General features: G+C 70.1%; 21 protein-coding genes and 2 tRNA genes. 19 read left to right on the forward strand and 4 right to left on the reverse strand.

Annotated features, from left to right (window positions below; genetic code table 11):
- The 10 genes from dnaA to VFJ21_00905 form a co-directional block, all read left to right on the forward strand.
- Positions 1-924, forward strand: a 924-nt coding sequence (dnaA, locus tag VFJ21_00860; protein HET7405673.1) for a chromosomal replication initiator protein DnaA, incomplete at its 5' end; no start/stop codon positions are given.
- A 350-nt stretch (positions 925-1,274) separates the two neighbouring features.
- Entirely contained in the window at positions 1,275-2,429 is a 1,155-nt protein-coding gene (gene dnaN / locus VFJ21_00865; GenBank protein ID HET7405674.1) for a DNA polymerase III subunit beta, read from the forward strand.
- Entirely contained in the window at positions 2,429-3,397 is a 969-nt protein-coding gene (gene gnd, locus VFJ21_00870) for a decarboxylating 6-phosphogluconate dehydrogenase (GenBank protein HET7405675.1), read from the forward strand. The genes dnaN and gnd overlap by 1 nt, the downstream gene beginning before the upstream one ends.
- Before the next feature lie 3 nt (positions 3,398-3,400).
- On the forward strand, positions 3,401-4,528 hold the full coding sequence (gene recF, locus VFJ21_00875; protein ID HET7405676.1) for a DNA replication/repair protein RecF: 1,128 nt from the start codon (positions 3,401-3,403) through the stop codon (positions 4,526-4,528).
- Positions 4,518-5,105: a DciA family protein gene (locus VFJ21_00880; protein ID HET7405677.1), complete on the forward strand. Its 588-nt coding sequence runs from the start codon at positions 4,518-4,520 to the stop codon at positions 5,103-5,105. Before recF ends, VFJ21_00880 begins: the two co-directional genes overlap by 11 nt.
- Before the next feature lie 256 nt (positions 5,106-5,361).
- Positions 5,362-7,272 (forward strand): DNA topoisomerase (ATP-hydrolyzing) subunit B, encoded by a 1,911-nt coding sequence (gyrB, locus tag VFJ21_00885; GenBank protein HET7405678.1) that lies wholly within the window; start codon positions 5,362-5,364, stop codon positions 7,270-7,272.
- A gap of 54 nt (positions 7,273-7,326) precedes the next feature.
- The gene (gene gyrA / locus VFJ21_00890) at positions 7,327-9,816 is read left to right on the forward strand and encodes a DNA gyrase subunit A (GenBank protein HET7405679.1); all 2,490 of its coding nucleotides are present in this window, start codon (positions 7,327-7,329) and stop codon (positions 9,814-9,816) included.
- A gap of 257 nt (positions 9,817-10,073) precedes the next feature.
- Positions 10,074-10,475, forward strand: coding sequence for a DUF3566 domain-containing protein (locus VFJ21_00895; GenBank protein ID HET7405680.1), 402 nt, complete (start codon positions 10,074-10,076; stop codon positions 10,473-10,475).
- An 85-nt stretch (positions 10,476-10,560) separates the two neighbouring features.
- Positions 10,561-10,634 (forward strand) — tRNA-Ile (locus VFJ21_00900).
- Positions 10,635-10,706: 72 nt separating this feature from the next.
- Positions 10,707-10,862 carry a DLW-39 family protein gene (locus tag VFJ21_00905; GenBank protein HET7405681.1) on the forward strand — a complete coding sequence of 52 codons (156 nt, stop codon included), beginning with the start codon at positions 10,707-10,709 and terminating at the stop codon, positions 10,860-10,862.
- 53 nt (positions 10,863-10,915) lie between these two features.
- On the opposite strand, the gene VFJ21_00910 is transcribed toward VFJ21_00905, so the two are convergent.
- The gene (locus VFJ21_00910; protein ID HET7405682.1) at positions 10,916-12,187 is read right to left on the reverse strand and encodes a citrate synthase; all 1,272 of its coding nucleotides are present in this window, start codon (positions 12,185-12,187) and stop codon (positions 10,916-10,918) included.
- A gap of 145 nt (positions 12,188-12,332) precedes the next feature.
- On the opposite strand from VFJ21_00910, the gene VFJ21_00915 reads away from it, so the two are divergent.
- A tRNA-Ala gene (locus VFJ21_00915) sits at positions 12,333-12,405 on the forward strand.
- Positions 12,406-12,435: 30 nt separating this feature from the next.
- Here VFJ21_00915 and VFJ21_00920 read toward each other — a convergent pair.
- Together VFJ21_00920 and VFJ21_00925 are read right to left on the reverse strand one after the other, a co-directional pair.
- Entirely contained in the window at positions 12,436-14,880 is a 2,445-nt protein-coding gene (locus tag VFJ21_00920; protein HET7405683.1) for a S8 family serine peptidase, read from the reverse strand.
- A gap of 61 nt (positions 14,881-14,941) precedes the next feature.
- Positions 14,942-15,616: a DUF5324 family protein gene (locus VFJ21_00925; protein HET7405684.1), complete on the reverse strand. Its 675-nt coding sequence runs from the start codon at positions 15,614-15,616 to the stop codon at positions 14,942-14,944.
- 231 nt (positions 15,617-15,847) lie between these two features.
- Between VFJ21_00925 and VFJ21_00930 the strand changes: the two genes are divergently transcribed.
- The 3 genes from VFJ21_00930 (at position 15,848) to VFJ21_00940 (ending at position 18,549) form a co-directional block, all read left to right on the forward strand.
- On the forward strand, positions 15,848-16,366 hold the full coding sequence (locus VFJ21_00930; protein ID HET7405685.1) for a peptidylprolyl isomerase: 519 nt from the start codon (positions 15,848-15,850) through the stop codon (positions 16,364-16,366).
- A 12-nt stretch (positions 16,367-16,378) separates the two neighbouring features.
- Positions 16,379-17,260, forward strand: a complete 882-nt coding sequence (locus VFJ21_00935) for a rhomboid family intramembrane serine protease (GenBank protein HET7405686.1) — start codon at positions 16,379-16,381, stop codon at positions 17,258-17,260.
- A 119-nt stretch (positions 17,261-17,379) separates the two neighbouring features.
- Entirely contained in the window at positions 17,380-18,549 is a 1,170-nt protein-coding gene (locus VFJ21_00940; protein HET7405687.1) for a thiolase family protein, read from the forward strand.
- A gap of 107 nt (positions 18,550-18,656) precedes the next feature.
- Here VFJ21_00940 and crgA read toward each other — a convergent pair whose 3' ends face one another.
- Positions 18,657-18,908 (reverse strand): cell division protein CrgA, encoded by a 252-nt coding sequence (gene crgA / locus VFJ21_00945; protein ID HET7405688.1) that lies wholly within the window; start codon positions 18,906-18,908, stop codon positions 18,657-18,659.
- A 376-nt stretch (positions 18,909-19,284) separates the two neighbouring features.
- On the opposite strand from crgA, the gene VFJ21_00950 reads away from it, so the two are divergent.
- From VFJ21_00950 to VFJ21_00970, 5 genes are all read left to right on the forward strand, one after another.
- Positions 19,285-19,752, forward strand: a complete 468-nt coding sequence (locus VFJ21_00950) for a DUF881 domain-containing protein (GenBank protein ID HET7405689.1) — start codon at positions 19,285-19,287, stop codon at positions 19,750-19,752.
- Entirely contained in the window at positions 19,749-20,423 is a 675-nt protein-coding gene (locus VFJ21_00955) for a class E sortase (protein ID HET7405690.1), read from the forward strand. The genes VFJ21_00950 and VFJ21_00955 overlap by 4 nt, the downstream gene beginning before the upstream one ends.
- Before the next feature lie 3 nt (positions 20,424-20,426).
- Positions 20,427-20,672 carry a hypothetical protein gene (locus tag VFJ21_00960; protein ID HET7405691.1) on the forward strand — a complete coding sequence of 82 codons (246 nt, stop codon included), beginning with the start codon at positions 20,427-20,429 and terminating at the stop codon, positions 20,670-20,672.
- Positions 20,673-20,742: 70 nt separating this feature from the next.
- On the forward strand, positions 20,743-22,728 hold the full coding sequence (locus VFJ21_00965) for an AMP-binding protein (protein ID HET7405692.1): 1,986 nt from the start codon (positions 20,743-20,745) through the stop codon (positions 22,726-22,728).
- Between the two features lies 1 nt (position 22,729).
- The gene (locus VFJ21_00970; protein ID HET7405693.1) at positions 22,730-23,389 is read left to right on the forward strand and encodes an aminodeoxychorismate/anthranilate synthase component II; all 660 of its coding nucleotides are present in this window, start codon (positions 22,730-22,732) and stop codon (positions 23,387-23,389) included.

The following is a 23,389-nucleotide window of genomic DNA, read 5'->3' on the forward strand; positions in this document are numbered from 1 at the left end:
CCGCTGTTCATCTACGGCGAGTCCGGTCTGGGCAAGACGCACCTGCTGCATGCGATCGGGCACTATGCCCGCAGCCTCTACCCCGGCACCCGGGTGCGCTACGTGAGCTCCGAGGAGTTCACCAACGAGTTCATCAACTCCATCCGGGACGGCAAGGCGGACGCGTTCCGCAAGCGGTACCGGGACATGGACATCCTGCTCGTCGACGACGTGCAGTTCCTCGCCGACAAGGAGTCGACGCAGGAGGAGTTCTTCCACACCTTCAACACGCTGCACAACGCCAACAAGCAGATCGTGATCAGCTCCGACCGACCGCCCAAGCGGCTGACCCAGCTCGAGGACCGGCTGCGCAACCGCTTCGAGTGGGGTCTCTTGACCGACGTGCAGCCGCCGGACCTGGAGACCCGGATCGCGATCCTGCGCAAGAAGGCCGCCATGGACCGGCTCACCGCGCCGCCGGACGTGCTCGAGTTCATCGCCTCGAAGATCCAGACCAACATCCGCGAGCTCGAGGGCGCCCTCATCCGGGTCACGGCCTTCGCGAACCTCAACCGCCAGGACGTCGACCTGGCGCTGGCCGAGGTCGTGCTCAAGGACCTCATTCCCGACGCCAGCGGTCCGGAGATCACCGCCGCGACCATCATGGTGGCCACCGCGGCCTACTTCGGCCTGACGCTCGAGGACCTCTGCGGCTCTTCCCGGAGCCGGGTGCTGGTGACGGCACGGCAGATCGCGATGTACCTGTGCCGCGAGCTCACGGATCTGTCGCTGCCGAAGATCGGGCAGCAGTTCGGCGGCCGCGATCACACCACGGTCATGCACGCCGACCGCAAGATCCGATCACTGATGGCTGAACGCCGGTCGATCTTCAACCAGGTGACCGAGCTCACCAACCGCATCAAGTCCCAGGCACGTCAAGGATGAATCCTCCGCGCTCCCCCCGTGCCACGACGGTTCACGATCTTCATACACAGCTTGGGGACAACCCTGTGGACACGTGGGGACGGCACCGGCGGTTCGCGGTCATCCCGACCGTCGTCCTCAGCCACGGCCGCCGTCCACAGCGCGGGTTCACAGCCACAGGCACTGCCGGTTGGGCCGTTGACCTGCAGGTTTCCCGGTCGTCCACAGTGTCCACCGGCCCTAACACGATGACGTCTGAGTTTTTTGTCATCCCTTCGAACAACAATCATCAGTGACGTGCACATGAGGATCCCGGCCCGCCTGTCCGAAATCAGGACTGCGGTCCGGTTCCTCGAGGAGGTCCGGTAGCAATGAGGTTCCGAGTCGAGCGCGACGCTCTGGCCGATGCTGTGGCGTGGTCGGCGCGCACGCTGCCCCAACGTCCCCAGCTGCCCGTGCTGGCAGGTCTTCGCCTCGACGTGGCCGGCGGCGAGCTGACCGTCTCCGGTTTCGACTACGAGGTGTCGACCCGGATAGAGCTCCCGGTGGAGGTGTCCGAGGGCGGCCAGGCACTCGTGTCCGGCCGGTTGCTCGCCGAGATCACTCGCAGCTTGCCGAGCGCACCGGTCGAGCTGGCCACCGATGGCTCACGGGTCGTCGTCACGTGTGGCACGGCGCGGTTCACGCTGGCGACGTTGCCGCTGGAGGAGTACCCCACGCTGCCCGATCTGCCGCCAGTGGCTGGCACCGTGGGCAGCGACGTGTTCGCAGCTGCGGTCTTGTCGGTGGCGGTGGCGGCGGGCCGTGACGACACGTTGCCCGTGCTCACCGGCATCCGGGTGGAGATCGACGGCGACCGGTTGACGCTGGCCGCGACCGACCGCTACCGGCTCGCGGTGCGTGAGCTGCGCTGGCAGCCGGGCGACACGTCGTTGTCGGCGACCGCGCTGGTGCCGGCCCGCACGCTGGCGGAGACCGCACGATCCCTGACGTCGGGTGCTCAGGTGACGGTCGCGCTCGGCACCGGTTCGACCGGAGGGGTCGGTGCCGGCACGACGGCCGACGGGATGGTCGGGTTCGTCGGCGGTTCCCGGCGTACGACGACCCGGCTGCTCGACGGGGAGTTCCCGAAGTACCGCGCGCTGCTGCCCAGCGAGTCATCGGCGCAGGCCCAGGTCGAGACGGCCGCACTCGTCGAGGCCGTGAAGCGGGTTTCGCTGGTGGCCGCTCGCAATGCACCGGTGCGCCTGACGTTCTCGGCCGAGGGCCTGGTGCTCGAGGCCGGCGGGCTCGACGACGCCCAGGCGTCCGAGGCCCTGCCGGCGAGCTATGAGGGCGACGACATGACGATCGCCTTCAACCCGACCTACCTGCTCGACGGGCTCGGTGCGATCGACTCCGATACGGCGCACTTCGCCTTCACGGCACCGACGAAGCCGGCCGTGCTGACCGGCAAGCAGGCCGGCGAGGGTGTCGACGGCGGTGACTACCGCTACCTGCTCATGCCCGTGCGGCTGTCGGGGTGATGTCGACGGCGGCGATGACGCTCGGCATGGTCGGGCTCGGCCGGATGGGCGCCAACATGGCCGAGCGGTTGCGGCGCGCCGGTCACACGGTCGTCGGCTATGACCGGGCGGCGGGCAGCCGCGACGTCGACTCCCTCGAGGGGCTCGTTGCGGCGTTGCCGACTCCGCGGGTGGTGTGGGTCATGGTGCCGGCGGGCGATCCGACCTACCAGACCGTCGAGACTCTTGGGCAGCTGCTCGACGCAGGTGACGTCGTGGTCGACGGTGGCAACTCGCGCTATCTCGACGACATCCGGCACGCGGAGCAGCTCGCCGAGTCTGGCATCGGTTTTGTCGACTGCGGAGTCAGCGGCGGCATCTGGGGTCTCGACGAGGGCTACGCGCTGATGTGCGGCGGCGCTGACGAGCACGTCGCGCTGCTGCGGCCGGTCTTCGAGGCGCTCAAGCCGCCGGGAGACTACGGGTTCGTGCATGCCGGATCCGTCGGCGCCGGGCACTTCGCGAAGATGGTGCACAACGGCATCGAGTACGGCGTCATGCAGGCCTACGCCGAAGGGTTCGAGCTGCTCGAGACCGCCGAGCTCGTCACCGACGTCCGCGAGGTCTTTCGGTCCTGGCGCACCGGCACGGTCATCCGCTCCTGGCTGCTCGACCTGTTGGTCCGGGCGCTCGACGAGGACGAGCATCTCGACGAGCTGCAGGGTTTCGCCCAGGACTCCGGTGAGGGTCGCTGGACCGTGCAGGCAGCGGTCGACCACGCCGTACCCCTGCCGGTCATCACCGCCGCGCTCTACGCCCGGTTCGCGTCCCGTCAGGACGACTCCCCGGCGATGAAGGCCATTGCGGCGCTGCGCAACCAGTTCGGCGGGCACCCCGTCACCGCGGCCGCCGGCTCGCACGAGCGCGGGGCCGACGCGCCCGGTGCCGACGCCGACGGCCGTGGCCGCCCCGAGCAGCACGCGCGCTAGGGCATGCACCTCGCCCACCTGTCACTCGTCGACTTCCGGTCCTACGCGTCGGCCGAGGTCGCGCTGGACCCCGGCGTCACGACGTTCGTCGGACCCAACGGGCAGGGCAAGACCAACCTGATCGAGGCGATCGGTTATCTCGCCACGCTCGACAGCCATCGGGTGAGCACCGATGCGGCGCTCGTGCGTCTCGGCGCCGAGCGTGCTTACGTCCGGGTCGCCGCCGTGCGCGACGGGCGTACGGCGCTGGTCGAGATCGAGATCAATCCCGGCAAAGCCAACCGGGCGCAGGTCAACCGTTCTCCGGTGTCACGGCCGCGCGAGGTGCTCGGGCTGGTGCGCACCGTGCTTTTCGCGCCGGAGGACCTGGCACTGGTCAAGGGGGATCCGGCCGAGCGGCGCCGCTTCCTCGACGACCTGCTGGTGAGTCGCGCTCCACGGCTGGCCGGGGTGCGGGCCGACTACGATCGCGTGCTCCGACAGCGCAACGCGTTGCTGAAGTCCGCCGGAGCGGCCCGGCGCGGCGGCGGGTTCGATCTCAGCACGCTCGACACCTGGGACGCGCACCTGGCCCGCACCGGAGGCGAGCTGCTCGCGCAGCGGCTGCAGCTGGTCGAGAGCCTGCGACCGCTGGTCGACAAGTCCTACGCGGCGGTGTCGGCCGGCGGCGGCCCGACGAGCCTGGACTACCGCTCCTCGCTCGGTGAGCAGGCCGTGCTGCGCCCGGACCGGGAGGCTCTGGCAGCGGCCATCACCGACGAGCTGCGCGAGCGTCGGAACGACGAGCTGGCGCGCGGGCTGACCCTGGTCGGCCCGCATCGCGACGAGCTGCTGCTGGGCATCGGTGAGCTGCCGGCGCGCGGCTACGCCAGCCACGGCGAGTCGTGGTCGCTGGCCTTGGCGCTGCGACTCGCGGCCTACGACCTGCTGACCGACGACGGCAGCGAACCCGTGTTGCTGCTCGACGACGTCTTCGCCGAGCTCGACGTCGCCCGGCGTACACGTCTGGCCGAGCTGGTCGCGGGCGCCGAGCAGGTGCTGATCACGGCGGCCGTCGCCGACGACGTTCCTGCCGCACTCGCCGGTGCCCGTTACGACGTCTCTGCCGGAGGTGTCCACCGTGCCACGTGACGACGACGAGCTCACCGGCGTGGGCGCTGCCGGTGAGACCGCCGGTCCGGGCGCCACCGGGGAGGCGATCGGTCCGGATCCTTCCGGTGCGGCCAGCACCGGCGCGGACATCGCCCGCGACGCGCTTGCCCGGGCGCGGGCCAATCGACCGTTGCCCGAGCAGCGGCGGCGGCGCCGGGTCCGGCGGGCCGAGCAGCGCAGCGGCGCGCGACCCGACGACCGCGATCCCAAGCCCTTCGGCGCGGCGGTGCGAGAACTGCTGCGTGACCGGGGCTGGGACGACACGATGTCGGTCGCCACCGTCATGGGCCGGTGGGAGGCGCTGGTCGGCCCCGATGTCGCAGCCCACTGTCGACCCGAGCGGCTCGACGAGGGAACGCTGGTGCTCGTTGCCGAGTCGACGGCGTGGGCCACGCAGCTGCGGCTGCTGTCCAGGTCGATCGTGGAGCGGCTCGCCCGCGAGGTCGGTCCGAACCTGGTGCGCCAGGTCCGGGTCAAGGGGCCGGCGACGCCTGACTGGCGGCACGGACCTCGACGGGTGACCGGTGGTCGGGGGCCGCGAGACACCTATGGCTAGTCTCATCACGGCCCTCCGGCGGGCCGCTCTCGCGTAGGGGGACTTTCGCCCCCCGGCCTACGTCCGTCCGTGTCGTCCTCAGGCCCCGCCAATCCGTCGTTGCGGCAGCCTGGCGGAGTAGAATCGGAAGCAACGCCGGCGGCTGTGGGCCCTGGTTCGGTTCCTACCGGCGCGAGTTGTCATGACCGTGTTGCGGCGATCGCTGGTCAAGCGGAGGTCGTCGACGAAGCCCGCCTTGGGCGGAGAAGGCAGAGCCGTGTCCTACGACGCCAAGTCCATCACCGTCCTCGAAGGCCTGGAAGCGGTCCGCAAGCGACCGGGCATGTACATCGGCTCGACCGGCGAGCGGGGTCTGCACCACCTCGTCTACGAGGTGGTCGACAACGCCGTCGACGAGGCGCTCGCCGGCTACTGCGACGCCGTCCACGTGACGCTGCTCGCCGACGGCGGGGTGCGGTGCATCGACAACGGCCGCGGTATTCCCGTCGACCGCCACCCGGTCGAGAAGCGGCCCGCCGTCGAGGTGGTGCTGACCACGCTGCACGCCGGTGGCAAGTTCGACGGCCAGTCCTACGCCGTGTCCGGAGGCCTGCACGGCGTAGGTGTCTCCGTCGTCAACGCGCTGTCGACCCGGCTCGACGTCGACATCCGCCGCGACGGCCACGTCTGGACGCAGACCTACCTGCGCAGCCGGCCGGACCGCCCGCTGCACAAGGGCGCGCCGACCCTCGAGACGGGCACGACCGTCACGTTCTGGGCCGACCCCGACATCTTCGAGACGACGGTCTACTCCTACGAGACGCTCTCGCGCCGGCTGCAGGAGATGGCGTTCCTCAACCGCGGGCTGAAGATCACCCTGCGCGACGAGCGTGAGGAGGAGCCCTACGAGACCGTCTACGAGTACAAGGGCGGCATCGAGGACTTCGTCCGTTACCTCAACGCCGCCAAGACCCCGGTCCACAAGTCGGTCGTCGCCTTCGGCGACGAGAAGGACGGCATGGCCGTCGAGGTCGCGATGCAGTGGAACGACTCCTACAGCGAGTCGGTCTACACCTTCGCCAACACCATCAACACCCACGAGGGCGGCACCCACGAGGAGGGTTTCCGCGCGGCGCTCACCTCGATCATCAACCGCTACGCGCGCGAGAACAAGCTGCTCAAGGACAAGGACGACAACCTCACCGGCGACGACGTCCGCGAGGGCCTGACCGCCATCATCTCGGTCAAGCTGGCCCAGCCGCAGTTCGAGGGGCAGACCAAGACCAAGCTCGGCAACACCGAGGCCAAGTCGTTCGTGCAGAAGGTCGTCAACGACTGGCTGAAGGACTGGCTCGACCGCAACCCCGGCGAGGCCAAGGACATCATCACCAAGGCGTCGTCGGCCGCCCGCGCCCGCATCGCGGCGCGCCAGGCGCGCGACCTCATCCGGCGCAAGACGCTGCTCGGCTCCTCGTCACTGCCCGGCAAGCTCGCCGACTGCCAGTCGACCGACCCGCGCGAGAGCGAGATCTACGTCGTCGAAGGCGACTCCGCGGGTGGCTCGGCCAAGGGTGGTCGTGACCCGAAGTTCCAGGCGATCCTGCCGATCCGCGGCAAGATCATCAACGTCGAGAAGGCGCGCATCGACCGGGTGCTGAAGAACACCGAGGTCCAGTCGATGATCCAGGCTCTCGGCTGCGGCATCCACGACGAGTTCGAGATCGAGAAGCTGCGCTATCACAAGATCATCCTGATGGCCGACGCTGACGTCGACGGCCAGCACATCCGCACCCTGCTGCTGACCCTGCTGTTCCGCTTCATGAAGCCGCTGATCGAGGCCGGCCACGTCTACCTCGCCCAGCCGCCGCTGTACAAGCTGAAGTGGAGCAAGGACGACTTCGACTACGTCTACTCCGACCGGGAGCGCGACGGGCTCATCGCCACACGGCAGGAGAGCGGCAGCAAGAAGCAGCCGGAGGTGCAGCGCTTCAAGGGGCTCGGCGAGATGAACGCCGACGAGCTCTGGGAGACCACCATGAATCCCGAGAAGCGCATCCTCCTGCAGGTCACGCTCGACGACGCGGCCCAGGCCGACGAGCTGTTCAGCGTGCTGATGGGTGAAGACGTCGAGAGCCGGCGCGAGTTCATCCAGCGCAACGCCAAGGACGTCCGCTTCCTCGACATCTGACGCGCGCCGCTGCGTGTCGAGCCGTAGTTCACGTCGTACGACGAAAGGCAACTCGTGACCGAGGTGACCACCCCGCCGCCGGGCGGGCCCGCCGACCGCGTCGAGCCGGTCGACATCCAGGTCGAGATGAGCCGCAGCTATCTCGACTACGCGATGTCGGTCATCGTCGGTCGCGCGCTGCCGGACGTGCGCGACGGGTTGAAGCCGGTGCACCGCCGGGTGCTCTACGCCATGTACGACGGCGGCTACCGGCCCGATCGCGGTTACGTGAAGTGCTCGCGCGTCGTCGGTGACGTCATGGGCAACTACCACCCGCACGGCGACAGCGCGATCTACGACACCCTCGTCCGGCTCGCGCAGCCGTGGTCGATGCGCGAGCCGCTGGTCGACGGCAACGGCAACTTCGGATCACAGGGCGACGACCCGCCGGCGGCGATGCGCTACACCGAGTCGCGGCTCGCCCCGCTGGCCATGGAGATGCTGCGGGATATCGACCAGGAGACGGTCGACTTCGTCCCCAACTACGACGGGCGCGCGCAGGAGCCGCTAGTTCTGCCGAGCCGCATCCCCAACCTGCTCGTCAACGGTTCGGCCGGCATTGCGGTCGGGATGGCCACCAACATCCCGCCGCACAACCTGCGCGAGGTCGCCTCGGGCGTGCAGTGGTACCTCGACAACCCCGCGGCCACCGACGAGGAGCTGCTCGCGGCGCTGATGCAGCGCATCCAGGGTCCCGACTTCCCGACCGGCTCGCTCATCGTCGGCCGCGACGGCATCGAGGAGGCCTACCGCACCGGTCGCGGCTCGGTGCGCATGCGCGCCGTCGTCGAGATCGACGAGGATCGGCGGGGTCGCCCGATCCTGGTCGTCACCGAGCTGCCCTACCAGGTCAACAAGGACGCGTTGCTGCGCAAGATCGGTGAGCTGGTCGACGAGGGCCGCGTCCAGGGCATCGCCGAGCTGGCCGACGAGGGTTCGACCCGCACCGGTCTGCGGCTCGTCGTGACGCTCAAGCGCGACGCCGTCCCCCGGGTCGTCCTCAACAACCTCTACAAGCACACCCAGCTGCAGGACACCTTCGGCTGCAACATGGTGTCGCTCGTCGACGGCGTCCCGCGCACGCTCAACGTCGCGCAGATGGTGCGCTACTACGTCGAGCACCAGATCGAGGTCATCGTCCGGCGCACGCGCTACCAGCTGCGCAAGGCGGAGGAGCGCGCGCACATCCTGCGGGCGCTGCTCAAGGCGCTCGACGCGCTCGACGAGGTCATCGCGCTGATCCGCAACGCGGAGTCGGCCGACGCCGCCCGCAGCCAGCTCATGGACTTCCTCGAGATCGACGAGCTGCAGGCGACCGCGATCCTCGACATGCAGCTGCGCCGGCTCGCCGCCCTCGAGCGGCAGCGGATTATCGACGAGTACGCCGAGCTGACCGAGCGCATCGCCGACCTCAACGCGATCCTCGAGTCGCCGAGCCGGCAGCGTCAGATCATCGGCACCGAGCTCGGCGAGATCGTCGAGAAGTACGGCAAGGACCGGCTGACCCGGATCGTGCCCTACGAGGGCGACATGTCCCTCGAGGACCTGATCGCCCAGGAAGACGTCGTCGTCACGATCAGCCGTACCGGCTACGCCAAGCGCACCAAGACCGCGCTCTACCGGTCGCAGAAGCGTGGGGGCAAGGGCGTGCAGGGCGCATCGCTGCGCGAGGACGACATCGTCGACCACTTCTTCGTGACGTCGACGCACAACTGGATCCTGTTCTTCACGAACAAGGGCCGGGTCTACCGGGCGAAGGCGCACGAGCTGCCGGAGCTGACGCGGGCCGCGCGCGGCCAGCACGTGGCGAACATCCTGGCGTTCCAGCCCGACGAGAAGATCGCGTCGGTGATGGACATCCACGACTACGGCGTGGCGCCCTACTTGGTGCTCGCCACCAAGCGCGGCTTGGTGAAGAAGACGCCGCTCACCGACTTCGACTCCAACCGCAGCGGCGGGCTGATCGCCATCAACCTGCGCGACGACGACGAGCTGATCTCCGCGGCGCTGGTCGCCGCCGACGACGACATGCTGCTCGTCAGCCGGGGCGCGCACTCCATCCGCTTCCACGCCGACGACGACACCTTGCGGCCGATGGGGCGCGCGACCAGTGGTGTCATCGGCATGCGGTTCGCCGAGGGTGACGAACTGCTTGCCATGGAGGTCATCAGGGACGAGGACGGTGACGTGCTCGTCGCGACCGACGGCGGTTATGCCAAGCGCACCCGGATCACCGAGTACCCCGTGCAGGGGCGAGGTGGCAAGGGCGTGCTCACCGCGAAGATCGTGGCCAAGCGCGGCGAGCTCGTGGGCGCGATGGTCGTGCACAACGACGAGGAGATCTACGCCATCACCTCCTCCGGTGGCGTCATCCGCACCCAGGCGCGAGAGGTACGCCGTGCCCAGCGCCAGACCATGGGGGTGCGGTTGATCAACTTGCCCGAAGGTGACACGGTCGTGGCAGTTGCCCGTAATGCCGAGCCCGAGGACGGCGACGACTCGTGACCGAGGAGCGTGACCTCCCGGAACGGCTACGGCCGTCTCCGGGAGTGACGCCTCGCGACACCCCGGGAAGCGGTGGGGGCGGATGGCCGGCTACCGACCAGCCGGTTGCGCGCCCGGAGCCGGGTGGGCCCGGGTGGACGTCACCGGCCGGCCGGCCGACGGTTGCGGCGCCGGGGCCCGGCGGGGCGTCCGGCCCCGCCACCGGCCACCCCCCGGCCGGGTCGGCGAGCCCGACTGGCCCGCGGCCGTCGCCGTCGGTGTCGAGCCCGGGCCCGACGACAACAAGTGCTCTGCGCCGCGGCCCGCGCCGGGCGCGGCTCACCGTCAAGCGGGTCGACCCGTGGTCGGTGCTGAAGGTGACCTTCGTCTTCTCGCTCGCGATGCTCATCGTCGGCGTCGTCGCGGTCATCGTGCTCTACGTGATCCTCGGCGGCATGGGTGTCTTCGACTCGATCAGCAGCTTCCTGCAGGACGTCAGCCCCGGCAGCCACACGGTCCGCGACTATGCCCCGCTGTCGAAGGTCGTCGGGGGCGCGGTCGTCATCGGCATCGTCAACGTCGTGCTCGTGACCGCCCTGTCGACCCTGGGCGCTTTCATCTACAACCTGTGCGCCGACCTGGTCGGTGGCGTCGAGGTCACCCTGACGGAGCGGGAGTAGCGGGGCGCTCGGCATCGCCGTCCCCAGGCGCCGACCGCGGCAGCTTTCTGCCCCTCTACGTGGGATAACCTTGCGTCCGGTTCACGGGCCTGTAGCTCAGCCGGTTAGAGCGCATCCCTGATAAGGATGAGGCCGGAGGTTCAAGTCCTCCCAGGCCCACAAGTGATCGACCGGGAGCCCGACCGAGTCTCGGTCACAGACCCCACCCGTGCGCATGCAGAAGGTCTACGGATGAAGCGAGCCGCCGCCACCGGAGCCGCCGCGAAAGCGGCCTTCGTCGTCGCTGTCATCTCCGCCGCCGGGCTCGCGATCGGCCGGCGGGTGCGGGCCGCCCAGGCCGAGGCCGCGATGTGGCGCGAGGCCACCCGCGAGCCCGACCTGCGCTAGCCCGGCTCGGGCCGGCGCGACTGCGCCAATCCGATCCGGGCTGGTCGCGCCGTCTACAGGTGTCGTTCGGCGGGACCCACGTAGACCTGCCGTGGCCGCGCGATCTTGCGCTCAGGGTCGGTCAGCATCTCCTGCCACTGGGCGAGCCAGCCGGGCATCCGCCCCATCGCGAACAGCACCGGGAACATCTCGACCGGGAAGCCCATCGCCTGGTAGATGATGCCGGTGTAGAAGTCGACGTTCGGGTAGAGCTGGTGCTCGACGAAGTAGTCGTCGGACAGCGCCACCTGCTCCAGCCGCAGCGCCACCTCGAGCAGCGGGTTGAGCCCGGTGACCTCGAACACCTGGTCGGCCAGCCGCTTCACGATGCGTGCCCGCGGGTCGTAGTTCTTGTAGACCCGGTGGCCGAAGCCCATGAGCCGGACCTCGCGGTTCTTCACCCGCTCGACGTAGGCCGGGACGCCCTCCGCGGACCCGATTTCCCCCAGCATCCGCAGCACCTGCTCGTTGGCACCGCCGTGCAACGGGCCCCACAAGGCGGCTGCCGCGCCGGCTACCGACGCGAACGGGTCGGGTAGAGAGGAGCCGATGACCCGCATGGCGGTCGACGAGCAGTTCTGCTCGTGGTCGGCGTGCAGGGTGAGCAGCACGTCGAGGGCGTGCTCGAGCACCGGGTCGGGCTGCCAGTCGCGTTCGGTCACCCGTCGCATCATCTGCAGGAAGTTGCCGGCGTAGCTGAGCGTGTTGTCGGGATAGGTGTAGGGCAGCCCGCGTGCATGCCGGTAGGCGAATGCCGCCAGCGTCGGCGTCTTCGCGACCAGGCGGACGATCTGCATCCGGCGTACGTCGGCGTCCTCGATCTCCGAGGCCTCCGGGTAGAACGTGCTCAACGCGGCCAGGCTGCTGACGAGGATCCCCATCGGGTGCGCATCGTGGTGGAAGCCGTCGATGAACTTCTTGATGTTCTCGTGGAACAGCGTGTGCATGGTGATCTCGTGCGCCCACTCCGCCGAGGTCTTCTCGTCGGGCAGCTCGCCGTTGAGCAGCAGGTAGGCGACGTCGAGGAACGACCGTTTCTCGGCCAGTTCCTCGATCGGGTAGCCGCGGTAGCGCAGGATGCCGGCGTCGCCGTCGATGTAGGTGATCGCGCTGCGGGCGCTCGCGGTGTTGGAGAAGCCGGGGTCGTAGGCCATCAGGCCGAAGTCGTCGTCGCCGGTCTTGATCTGGCGAAGATCGATGGCGCGGATCGTGCCGTCGGCGATCGGCAGCTCGTAGGTCCGGCCCGTCCGGTTGTCGGTGACGGTGAGAGTGCCTTGGTCGCTCAACGGATCCTCCTGGCACGGGTGCGTGTCGTCGTGTGAGACCTCCCCCGGTAGGGGTTGATCCAATGATTCGATACCACGCCCGTCGTTGGCTGCTGCAGGGGACCGCCGACTACCCTGTTTGCGTGCGGCGCGTGCCGCTGCTTCCGGGGACGTAGCTCAACTGGCAGAGCACCGCCTTTGCAAGGCGGGGGTTAGGGGTTCAAGTCCCCTCGTCTCCACCCCGAGTGGCCGGTTGTCCCGCCGCCTGCCTACTTCAGGACGCCGGTCGTCAGCGTGATGCCGGAGTCGTACTGCGCTCCCCACAGCAGCCGCATCGCCGAGTCGTAGACGCCTCCGTAGGTGAGGCTGAGCTCGAGCTGGTAGCCGGCCGGCACGGTGACCGGGGCGATCGTGAACGGCAGGTTGGCCGCCGTGGCGTCGTTGCTCGTCACGATCGGGTGGTCCTTGCCGTCGATGCTGGCGATGCCGAGGCGCTTGCCGCCCGGCCCGATCGCGTCGAGCGAGGCGATCGTCCAGGCGGTGAACGCATTGCTGTAGGCCGGGTTGGCCGGGTCGACCAGCCACTGACGCAGCAGCGCGCCGTTGCCGAGGGTCACCGGCCGCGCGAGGGGCCCGGAGGTGAACGTCGCGGCGGCGTCGTAGTTGGTCGTTGCATAGCCGACCTGACCCGACTCGCAGGTCGCCGACTTCCGGCCGGCCATGCCGCCGCTGGGCACGTCGGAGGCGGTCGCGCAGCCCTCAGGCGAAGGGACCTGCGTGGCGGTGCCGGGCTGCAGGAGCAGGGTGGTCTTGCCCGTGGGGACGAACACCGGACCACTCGCTCCCGGCACCTTCTGCGTCACCAGCTGGGCGACGGTCAAGGCGACGTTCTTGCCTTCGAGGGTGTCGTTGTCGGAGGTGCCGAGGTTGCCCGACAACGAGATCGTCCACGTGCCGGCGGCGTAGCCCTTGCCGCGCAGGTCGGCGAGCAGCGATGACTGGCCGGCCGTGCTCGACGGGGTGCTGGTCGCGACGACCTTGCCCTTGGCGTCGGTCACCGTGACGCCGTAGTCGTACTGGTTGATGCCGACGTAGCTGAGCGACGGGTAGGCGACGACCGCCTGGAGCACCTGCGTCTTCGCGGGATCGACGTCGATCGTGTAGGTGCGGGAGTCGGGGACGCCGCCGACGGTGACGATGGACGCAGGGAACTGCCAGTAGTCGACGCTCAGCGTGCGGTAGGGCGTCGAGGCGAGGACCTTGGCGTCGGTCCGCTGCTGCAACGTGGCGAGGGTCCGCGCCGAGAAGCTCTTGCTCCGCACCAGGGCGATCGCCGCCGGCATGTCGATGTAGCCGTAGCCGGTGTAGAAGAACGGCGAGTTGCCGCGGACCTGGCGGGCGGTCACCTGCAGCACCTGCGCGACCTGGTCGGGGGTCAGCGACGGGCGCGCCTGCAGCAGCAGCGCGGCCGCACCGGCCACGTGCGGGGTAGCCATGCTGGTGCCCGAGGCCGTGGCCTCGTCGCTGCCCGGCGACTCGGTCACGATCGTGCCGGTGGGGGTGCCGGTCGAGACGATGTCGGTGCCCGGCGCGGTGACGTCGGGGTGGTAGAGGCCGATCCGGGTGCCGGTGAAGTGCTGGTGCACCTCGGTGCCCTGCAACGGCTGCGCCTGCGAGTCGTCGTTGGCGACGCCACCGGAGGAGAAGTCGGAGCGGGTGAGCGCGTAGGTGCCCGAGGCGACCCCGATCACCCACGGCGCGACCGAGTAAGGGTTCTGCGTCATGGGCTCGGTGTCGTTGCCGGCCGCGAAGACGACGGTCAGGCCGGCGTCGTGCAGCTTCTTGCTCGCGATGTTGATCGGGTCGTTGGGGTCGAACAGCCGGAAGCTCGAGCCCCAGGAGTTGCTGACGACCCGGATGTTCCAGGCCTTGTGGTGGGTCAGGATGTCGTCGAAGGCGCCGACGACCGCGGTGATGAACACCGCCTCGCCGGTCGAGTAGCCGAGCAGGTTGGCGCCGGGGGCGACGCCCACGAGCTTCGGGTCACCGGTGCCGTCGGCGGCGGCGATGCCGGCGCAGTGGGTGCCGTGACCCGACGCCGAGTCGCTGTTGTCGTAGGGGCCCTGGTCGACCGGGATGATCCACGGCCCGCCGAGCGAGCCGGCCGGCTGCTGGGCGTACTCCTCATCGATGATCTTGACGTTGTGGGTGACGCGGTTCTTCAGCGCCGACTGGGTGGCGTCGATGCCGGAGTCGACGATCGCGATGCCGACGCCCTTGCCGGTGATGCCCATCTTCTGCACCTTGTCGGCGCCGATCGTGGCGTTGGAGTCGGTCGACTCCCAGTGCAGCTGCTCGTCGGGGTAGACGTCGTTGGCCAGCCCGTGCGACACCAGGGTGCGTAGCTGCGCGGTCGTGCCGAGCACATAGGCCAGTGGCAGGTTGCGGGTCGGCTGCACCTTCACGCCGAGCGCCCGGATCGCGGTGAGCACGCCGCTCGTCGGCTTCCCGTCGAACGTCGCGATGCCCGACAGGACGTTGCCGATGTGGCGGGCCTGCCCGAGCCGGGCCAGTCCGGGATGGACGCCCTGCAGCGCGGTGTCGGCGATCGTCGGGCGGGCGGTGGGTTGGTTCAGCGATGCGGCGAGCGCGGGCAGCCCGCCCGCGATCAGGGCACCGGCGACGACGGCGGAGACGAGGGTGCGACGCGACATGCGCGGGTACTTCGCCGCACCCGCGCTCCACTCCTGCCGCCGAACGGGCGGCTCGTGTGACTCAGGTGGCGGACGGTGCGTCGTCGGGTCGCTGCGGGGTCGCGCTGGGTGTGTCGGCGACCGGACCCAGGTGGCGCACCTGCGCCGCGGGCTGGGCGGAGCGGCGGCTCAGCGCGCCGGCGGCCGCACCTGCGGCGGCACCGGCGGCGAGGAAGCCGAGCGCGAACGGCCACCGGCGCGGCCGGCTCGTGGTGACCTCGCCGCGCAGGGCTGCCAGTGCCGCGTCGCCGCGGCGGACGATCTCGGCCCGCACCGGCGCGGACGCCTCGACCGCTTGGTCGACCGCCGCGGCGATCGCCGGTGCGACGGTGTTGACCAGGTGGTGGCGGGCGTAGTCGACGGAGGGGCCGACGCGGTCCTTCGCCTCGGCGAGCGCGGGTCCGACGACCGGGGTCACCCGGTCGACGACGGGAGCGATGCGCCCGCGGGCCTCTTCGACGTAGGGCGACACCGCTTGCACGCCACGGTCGAGGTAGGGCGCGACGGCAGCGCGGGCCGTCTTCACGTGCGGCTCCATCGCGGTGACGGCCTGGGTGACGTGCGGTGACACGGCGGCCCAGGCAGCCTCGACCCGGTCCGGCACCGTTTCGGCGAACTCGCGGGCGGTCTCGAAGCCGGCGGTGAGCTGCTTCTCCCAGTCCGGTGGCAGCTCGATCGTGCGCGACGGGTGGGACACAGCGAACCTCCAGCAGGGTGGTCGTGCGGCGATGCAGCGGAGCTGCGCACGGCGCCGCGGAGCGGACCCGGCGACCCGGGCCTTCCCCCTCGTGTGCCATGCAACCACGGCCTCCCGTCGTGCGGTAGACCCCCGGGCACCCGTGCAACGATGGGAGACCCGTCCACCCCAGCTGCAACGTACGAAGGGCGCGCCGTGGCCGACACGACAGCACAAGACCTTCCCGGCGAGCTGCACGCCACCTTGCACACCAGCGAGGGCGACATCCGCGTGCAGCTGTTGCCGTTCCACGCACCGACGACCGTGCGCAACTTCGTCGAGCTCGCGGAGGGCGGTCGCGAGTGGACCGACCCCCGCACCCGGCAGCAGACCACCGCGCCGCTGTACGACGGCACGATCTTCCACCGAGTGATCTCCGGATTCATGATCCAGGGCGGCGACCCGCTGGGCACCGGCACCGGAGGTCCCGGCTACCGGTTCAAGGACGAGATTCATCCCGAGCTCGCGTTCACCAAGCCCTACCTGCTTGCGATGGCAAACGCCGGCCCCGGCACCAACGGCTCGCAGTTCTTCATCACGGTTGCGCCCACCGAGTGGCTGACCGGCAAGCACACGATCTTCGGTGAGGTCGCCGACCAGGACAGCCGGGCCGTCGTCGACCGCATCGCCACCACCTCGACCGGTCCGGGCGACCGGCCGCGCACCGACGTCGTCATCACCTCGATCGACGTCGAGCGCGGGCAGGCCTAGCGCGGCCGGCCGGTGACCGGCTCGGAGGGACGGGCCGCGCAAGGCACCGTCCCGGTCTGCTACCGGCACCCGCAGCGCGAGACCTACATCACCTGCACGCGCTGCGACCGGCCGATCTGCCCGGACTGCATGCGCGACGCGGCGGTCGGCTACCAGTGCCCGGAGTGTGTGGCGGCGGGGCAGCGCGGCCAGCGCCAGCCCCGGACCCGCTACGGCGCGCCGATCTCGGCGGCGGCCAGCGCTGTCACGCTGACGATCATCGGGCTCAACGTGCTGGCGTTCCTGGTCGAGATCACCGGCAACCAGGCGTCGATCGAGCGTCACTTCGCGCTGTACGAGTACGTCGTACTCCCCGACGGCTCCTTGGGCGGAGTCGCCCGTGGCGAGTACTACCGGCTCGTCACCTCGATGTTCCTGCACGTCGGCTGGCTGCACATCGCGCTGAACATGTACCTGCTGTGGCTGCTCGGCTTCCAGCTCGAGTCGCTGCTCGGCCGGTGGCGCTTCATCGCGCTGTATCTCGTTGGCGGGCTCGGGGGCTCGGCGCTCTCCTACCTCACCGGTCAGGGCGGAGAGGGCGCGTCCGGCGCGATCTTCGCGCTGTTCGCGGCCTACTACATCTTCATGCGCCAGCAAGGGCGTGACACGACGCAGATCCTGCTGCTGATCGGCATCAACCTGGTGCTGTCGTTCACCATCCCCGGCATCGGCTACTGGGCGCACCTCGGCGGGCTCGCGGCGGGCGGCGTCATCGCCGTCGGCTACGCCTACGCGCCCGCTCGGCTGGCACGCAGCTCGCCTCTGCGTCCGGTCGCTCAGCTCTCCGGCGTCGTGCTCACCGCGGTTGCCGTCGTGGTGGTCGTCGCGCTGCACACCGCTGCCCTGCAGCCCTGACCGTGGTGGCGCTGGACAGCTGTCAACCCTCCGTTTCCGAATCGGGTTCGGCCGCCGTACAGTGAAGTCATCCGAGGATCTGACATGAGCCTCAACTTCTCCGAGTGAAGGAGCCCGCCATGCGCGACGCGGTCATCGTCGACGCCGTGCGCTCGCCGGTCGGCAAGCGCAACGGCGACCTCAAGGACGTGCACCCGGTCGACCTGTCCGCCTTGGTCCTGAAGGCCCTCGTCGAGCGCACCGGCGTCGACCCGGCACTGATCGAGGACGTCGTCTGGGGCTGCGTCAGCCAGGTCGGCGAGCAGGCCGGCAACGTCGGCCGGAGCGCGGCGCTGGCCGCGGGCTTCCCGGAGGACGTCGTCGGCACCACCGTCGACCGGCAGTGCGGCTCCAGCCAGCAGGCCGCGCACTTCGCCGCCGCCGGCGTCATCGCGGGGCAGTACGACGTGGTGGTCGCGGGGGGCGTCGAGGTCATGACCCGCGTGCCGATGGGCTCGTCGTTCAGCCAGGGGCCGGGCATCCCGTTCGGGCCGATGATGATGGCCCGCTACGACAACAAGCTGGTGCCGCAGGGGCTGTCCGCCGAGATCATCGCGCAGCGCTGGGGCGTCACCCGTGAGGACATCGACCGCATCAGCGTGTTGTCGCACGAGCGTGCTGCGGCGGCCATCGACGAGGGCCGCTTCAAGAACCAGATCGCCCCGATCGACGTGCCCGCCGAGGGCGGCGGCACCCGCACGGTCGACACCGATGGCGGCATCCGCCGGGGGACCTCGATGGAGACGCTGGCGAAGCTGAAGCCCGCCTTCAAGGAGGACGGCATCGTCACCGCGGGCAACTCCTCGCAGATCTCCGACGGTTCCGGCGCGATGCTGATCATGACCAGCGAGAAGGCCAAGCAGCTCGGCCTCACCCCGATGGCGCGCTTCCACTCCTTCGCGCTCGCCGGCGTGGACCCGATCACCATGCTGACCGGCCCGATCCCCGCGACCCGCAAGGTCCTGGAGCGCTCGGGTCTCAAGCTCGACGAGATCGGTGCCTTCGAGGTCAACGAGGCGTTCGCCACGGTGATCGCCGCGTGGGAGAAGGAGATCGGCGCCGACTACGACAAGGTCAACCCGGTCGGCGGGGCCATCGCGATCGGCCACCCGCTCGGCGGCTCCGGTGCGATCCTGATGACCAAGCTCGTGCACCACATGGTCGACAACGGCCTGAAGTACGGCCTGCAGACCATGTGCGAGGGCGGCGGCATGGCCAACGCCACGATTCTGGAGCTGCTGCCGCAGTAGTCCCGACCAGACGCGACGAGGCCCCGACCGGCAGCCGGTCGGGGCCTTCGCGTTCTCCACACTGGGGACAAGCGCTGTGGGTAAACCACACCCGTGTGATTAGCCGGTCAGCGCCACTGCGTCGAGATGCCGAAGCCGACGACGATGAAGCCGAAGCCGATGAGCAGGCTCCAGTTGCCGATCGTGCCGAACACCGGGGCGTTGGTGCCGGTGATGTAGTAGGCGACCAGCCAGGCGATGCCGATCAGGAAGCACGCCACCATCAGCGGCGCCACCCACGGGGGGCTGGGCTGCTTCTTCTTGGAACGGGTCGGCGGCGGCGTGTAGGCCGCCTTCTTGCGCACCCGGGACTTCGGCAACGGATCCTCCGGCGAGCGGGACACACGGATGGGGTTCGGTGACCTAGCGTAGACACCAGCGCAGCACCGGAGGTAAGCAATCACCGGCACCACGTCTACCAGCGCGCCGCCCGCTCGCCCAGCCCGGCGGTGGACGGCGCTGGTCCCGCTCGTTGCGCTGCTGGCCGGCCTGCTGATCGCGGCGAGCGCCACCACCGCCAAGGGGACCGACCTGCGGTCCGGCCGCTCGCTGAAGCTCTCGCAGCTGGTCGAGCAGAAGCAGCGCGAGACACTCGAGCTCACCCACCAGGAGTCCGCGCTGCGCGACGAGGTCAGCAGCATCACCGCCCAGGCCGCGGGCGGCACTACGCCGGCGCAGCGGGCCGGCGCCGAGCGGCTGGCCCAAGAGGCAGGGCTGACCGCGGTCAGCGGTTCGGCCGTGCGGGTCACGCTCGACGACGCACCGCACCCCGACTCCGGCCGCACGTTGCCCGGCGACCCGAACCCCGACCTCTTGGTCGTGCACCAGCAGGACGTGCAGGCGGTGGTCAACGCGCTGTGGGCGGGCGGGGCCCGGGCCATGCAGATCATGGACCAGCGGGTGATTGCGACCTCCGCCGTACGCTGCGTCGGCAACACGCTGCTGCTGCACGGCGTCGTCTACTCCCCGCCCTACGTCATCACGGCCGTCGGCGACCCCACGGCGCTGCGCCACGCCCTCGACGCCTCGCCCGACGTGCAGATCTACAAGCAGTACGTCAGCGCCTACCAGCTCGGCTACGACCTCAAGGTCGAGCGCAAGATCAAGCTGCCGGCCTACACCGGTCCGCTCGAGCTGCAGTATGCCCAAGCGGTGACCGGGTGAGCCGAGCCGACACCGCGCGGGCGGCCGCCCGCGGTCTCGGTGAGTTCCTGCTCACCGCCGGGTTCGTCATCCTGCTCTTCGTCGCCTACGAGCTGTGGTTCACCGGCTTCTACACCGCGCAGCAGCAGCACGACCTGCGCAACCAGCTCCAGCACGAGTGGGCGCTGCCGGTGCCGCGCAGCGGGCCAGGCATCCAGGAAGTCGCGCTCGGCCAGGGCGTCGCCATCCTGCGCATCCCGCGCCTCGGCAGCGACTACGTGAAGGTCGTCGTCGAGGGCGTCAACCACGACGACCTCAAGAAGGGTCCGGGCCATTACCCGGGTACGGCGATGCCCGGGCAGATCGGCAACTTCGTGGTGTCGGGACACCGCACGACCTACGGCGCGCCGTTCAACCGGCTCGACGAGCTGCAGGTCAACGACGCGATCGTGGTCGAGACGCGGACGATGTGGTTCACCTACCACGTGACCTCGAAGGAGGTCGTGCTGCCGACCGACATCGACGTCATCGCACCGGTGCCCGACCACCCGGGGCAGAAGCCGACCAAGGCCTACCTGACGTTCACCACCTGCCATCCCAAGTACTCCGCCAGCCACCGGCTGATCGTGCACGGCATCCTCGTCGACGCGAAGCCGAAGGTCGACGGCCTCCCCGTGGCGCTGGGGGGCTGACCGGTGTACCCGTGGATCTGGCGCAAGCTGCCCGGTGGGCTGCCGGGCAAGCTGCTGGGCTCTCTGGCGCTGCTGATCGGGGTGCTGGCGCTGTTGTTCTTCGTCGTCTTCCCGTGGGTGGAGCCGCGGCTGCCCTACAACGACGTCAACGTCGACCAGGGACCGGTGGCGACCGTCACCCCGACGGCCACGCCGTCGTTGACACCTACGGTCGCCCCCTCCGCCTCGGCCACGCTGCCCGGCGGCTGAGCGCCACGCGCGTGTCAGAATCGCGCACCCCCGTACGTCCCTTTTCGCATCGTTTGATGGAGGCGCAGCCGTGCCGGCACGTCCGCGCAAGACGACCGCCGGCGGGTCGCCCGGCAGCTATGCCGCCAGGCCTTGGCTGGCCGCCTACCCCGACGGCGTGCCGCGGGAGCTGGAGGTCCCCGCCGTCCCCCTCACCCGGCTGCTCGACGACGCCGCGGTGGCGTTCCCGGGCCAGTCGGCGATCTCCTTTCTCGGCACCCGCATCAGCTACCGCGAGCTGAAGGATGCGGTCGACCGGTTCGCCGGCGCGCTCAGCCGGCTCGGCGTCGGCAAGGGCGACCGGGTCGCGCTGGTGCTGCCGAACTGCCCGCAGAACGTCATCGCGTTCTTCGCGGTCCTGCGCGTCGGGGGCATCGTCGTGCAGACCAACCCGCTGTCGACCGAGACCGAGCTGCGCGCGCAGTTGGCGGACTGCAGCGCGAAGGTCGTCATCTGCCTCGACCAGACCTACCCGACGGTGGCCGCGGTCCGTGACGACACCGGCGTCGAGAAGGTCGTCGTCACCTCGCTGGCCGACTACCTGCCGACCCTGCGGCGCAACCTGCTGCGGCTGCCGCTTCCGTCCGCCCGGGCCCGCCGCCGGCAGCTGACCGCGGACCTGCCGCGCGCCGCCGCGGTCGAGCACTTCGTGGCCCTGCTGCGCTCCTCGGCGCCGGTGCCGCAGGCCGAGCTCGACCCGGCCCGCGACTGCGCGGTGCTGCAGTGGACCGGCGGTACGACGGGCCGGGCCAAGGGCGCCATGCTCAGCCACACCAACCTGGTCGCCAACGCCCACCAGGTGCGGGCGTGGCTGCCGGAGGCCACCCCCGGTCACGAGGTGACGCTCGCGGTGCTGCCGCTGTTCCACGCCTACGGCCTGACCTTGTGCCTGACCAGCACGATGCTGCTCGCGGGGACCCTCGTGCTGCTGCCCCGCTTCGACCTCGACCAGGTGTTCGCGGCGGTCGACGAGTACCGGCCGACTCTGCTCCCCGGCGTACCGCCGATCTACAAGGCGATGGTCGACTCGCCCAAGCTGCGCCGCCACGACCTGCGCTCGATCCGGGCCTGCCTGTCGGGTGCGATGCGGTTGCCGCTCGACACGCAGGAGGCGTTCGAGCGGGTGACCGGCGGGCGGCTGGTCGAGGGCTACGGGATGACCGAGGCGTCACCGGCGACGCACGCCAACCCGGTGCACGGGCAGCGGAAGCCCGGCTCCATCGGCGTGCCACTGCCGGGCACCGACTGCAAGGTCGTCGCCGCCGACGACCCCGGCCACGGGGCGGTGCCGGTCGGTGAGCCCGGCGAGCTCGCGGTCAAGGGGCCGCAGGTGTTCCTCGGCTACTGGGGCAACAGCGTGCCCGCCGAGCAGGTGTTCACCTCCGACGGCTACCTGCTCACCGGCGACATCGCGGTCATGGACGGCGACGGCTACTTCCGGATCGTCGACCGCAAGAAGGAGCTGATCATTGCCGGCGGCTTCAACGTCTACCCGAGCGAGGTCGAGGAGGTCATCACGCAGGTCGCCGGCGTGCGCGAGGCGGTGGTCGTCGGTGTGCCCGACCGCTACCGCGGCGAGACCGTGAAGGCCTACGTCGTGCCGGAGCCGGGGGCCACGGTCGACGCCACCGTCGTGCGCGACCACTGCGCCGAGGTGCTCACCGCCTACAAGGTGCCGAAGCTCGTCGAGATCCGCGCCGACCTGCCGCACAACGCGGTCGGCAAGCCGCTGCGCCGGTTGCTCGCGGAGGAGGCGGCGAGCCAGTCGGGGTCGGCTGCTCCGGCGGCTGTACCGGTCACGGCGGCGGCGAAGAAGGCGGCCTCGGCAACGTCGCCCGCGAAGCGTCCGAGCAAGAAGGCGGCCTCCCCGCGCAAAGCCGTGGCGGCAGCGGGCGACGTGCCCGACACTGGAAGGGCCAGCACCGCGGCGCGCAAGCGGGCACCGAAGAAGGCCCCGGCCACGCCCGTCGCGAAGAAGGCCGCACCGAGGAAGAAGCCGCAGGACGAGACGAGCTGACATGGCACCCGCACGGATCCTTGTGATCGACAACTACGACAGCTTCGTCTTCAACCTGGTGCACTACCTGGGCCAGCTCGGCGCGGACTGCGTCGTACGCCGCAACGACGAGATCACGGTCGACGAGGCGTTGGACCTCGGTGTCGACGGCATCCTGCTCAGCCCCGGGCCCGGCATCCCGGAGGACGCCGGCATCTGCGTGGACCTGGTCCGTGCCGCCGCCGGCCGGACTCCGGTGCTGGGCGTCTGCCTGGGGCATCAGGCGATCGGCGTCGCCTACGGCGCCACCGTCGACCGCGCCGAGCAGCTGCTGCACGGGAAGACCAGCCAGGTCGAGCACGACGGTGCCGGCGTGCTGCGGGGGCTGCCGAGACCGTTCACGGCCACCCGCTACCACTCCCTCGCCGTCCGCCGCGACTCCGTGCCGGACGAGCTCGACGTCACCGGCTGGACCGCCGACGGCGTCGTGATGGCGTTGCGCCACGGCGACCTGGCCGTCGAGGGCGTGCAGTTCCATCCCGAGTCGGTGCTCACCCAGGCCGGCCACCGGCTGCTGGCGAACTGGCTCGCGGTCTGCGGCCACCCGGTCGCCGACGACCGCGCGGACATGCTCGTCGAGCAGGTCGAGGTGCGGCGTCGCGCAGCAGTCGCGACCCGCTGA

The organism is Mycobacteriales bacterium, assembly GCA_035690485.1.
In the GTDB taxonomy this organism is placed as follows: Bacteria; Actinomycetota; Actinomycetes; order JAFAQI01; family DASSKL01; genus DASSKL01.

Coding starts and splice junctions, on each gene's coding strand:
- dnaN (HET7405674.1), top strand. CDS start 1,275: ATGAGGTTCCGAGTCGAGCGCGACGCTCTGGCCGATGCTGTGGCGTGG.
- gnd (HET7405675.1), top strand. CDS start 2,429: ATGTCGACGGCGGCGATGACGCTCGGCATGGTCGGGCTCGGCCGGATG.
- recF (HET7405676.1), top strand. CDS start 3,401: ATGCACCTCGCCCACCTGTCACTCGTCGACTTCCGGTCCTACGCGTCG.
- VFJ21_00905 (HET7405681.1), top strand. CDS start 10,707: ATGAAGCGAGCCGCCGCCACCGGAGCCGCCGCGAAAGCGGCCTTCGTC.
- VFJ21_00920 (HET7405683.1), bottom strand. CDS start 14,880: ATGTCGCGTCGCACCCTCGTCTCCGCCGTCGTCGCCGGTGCCCTGATC.
- VFJ21_00940 (HET7405687.1), top strand. CDS start 17,380: ATGCGCGACGCGGTCATCGTCGACGCCGTGCGCTCGCCGGTCGGCAAG.
- VFJ21_00970 (HET7405693.1), top strand. CDS start 22,730: ATGGCACCCGCACGGATCCTTGTGATCGACAACTACGACAGCTTCGTC.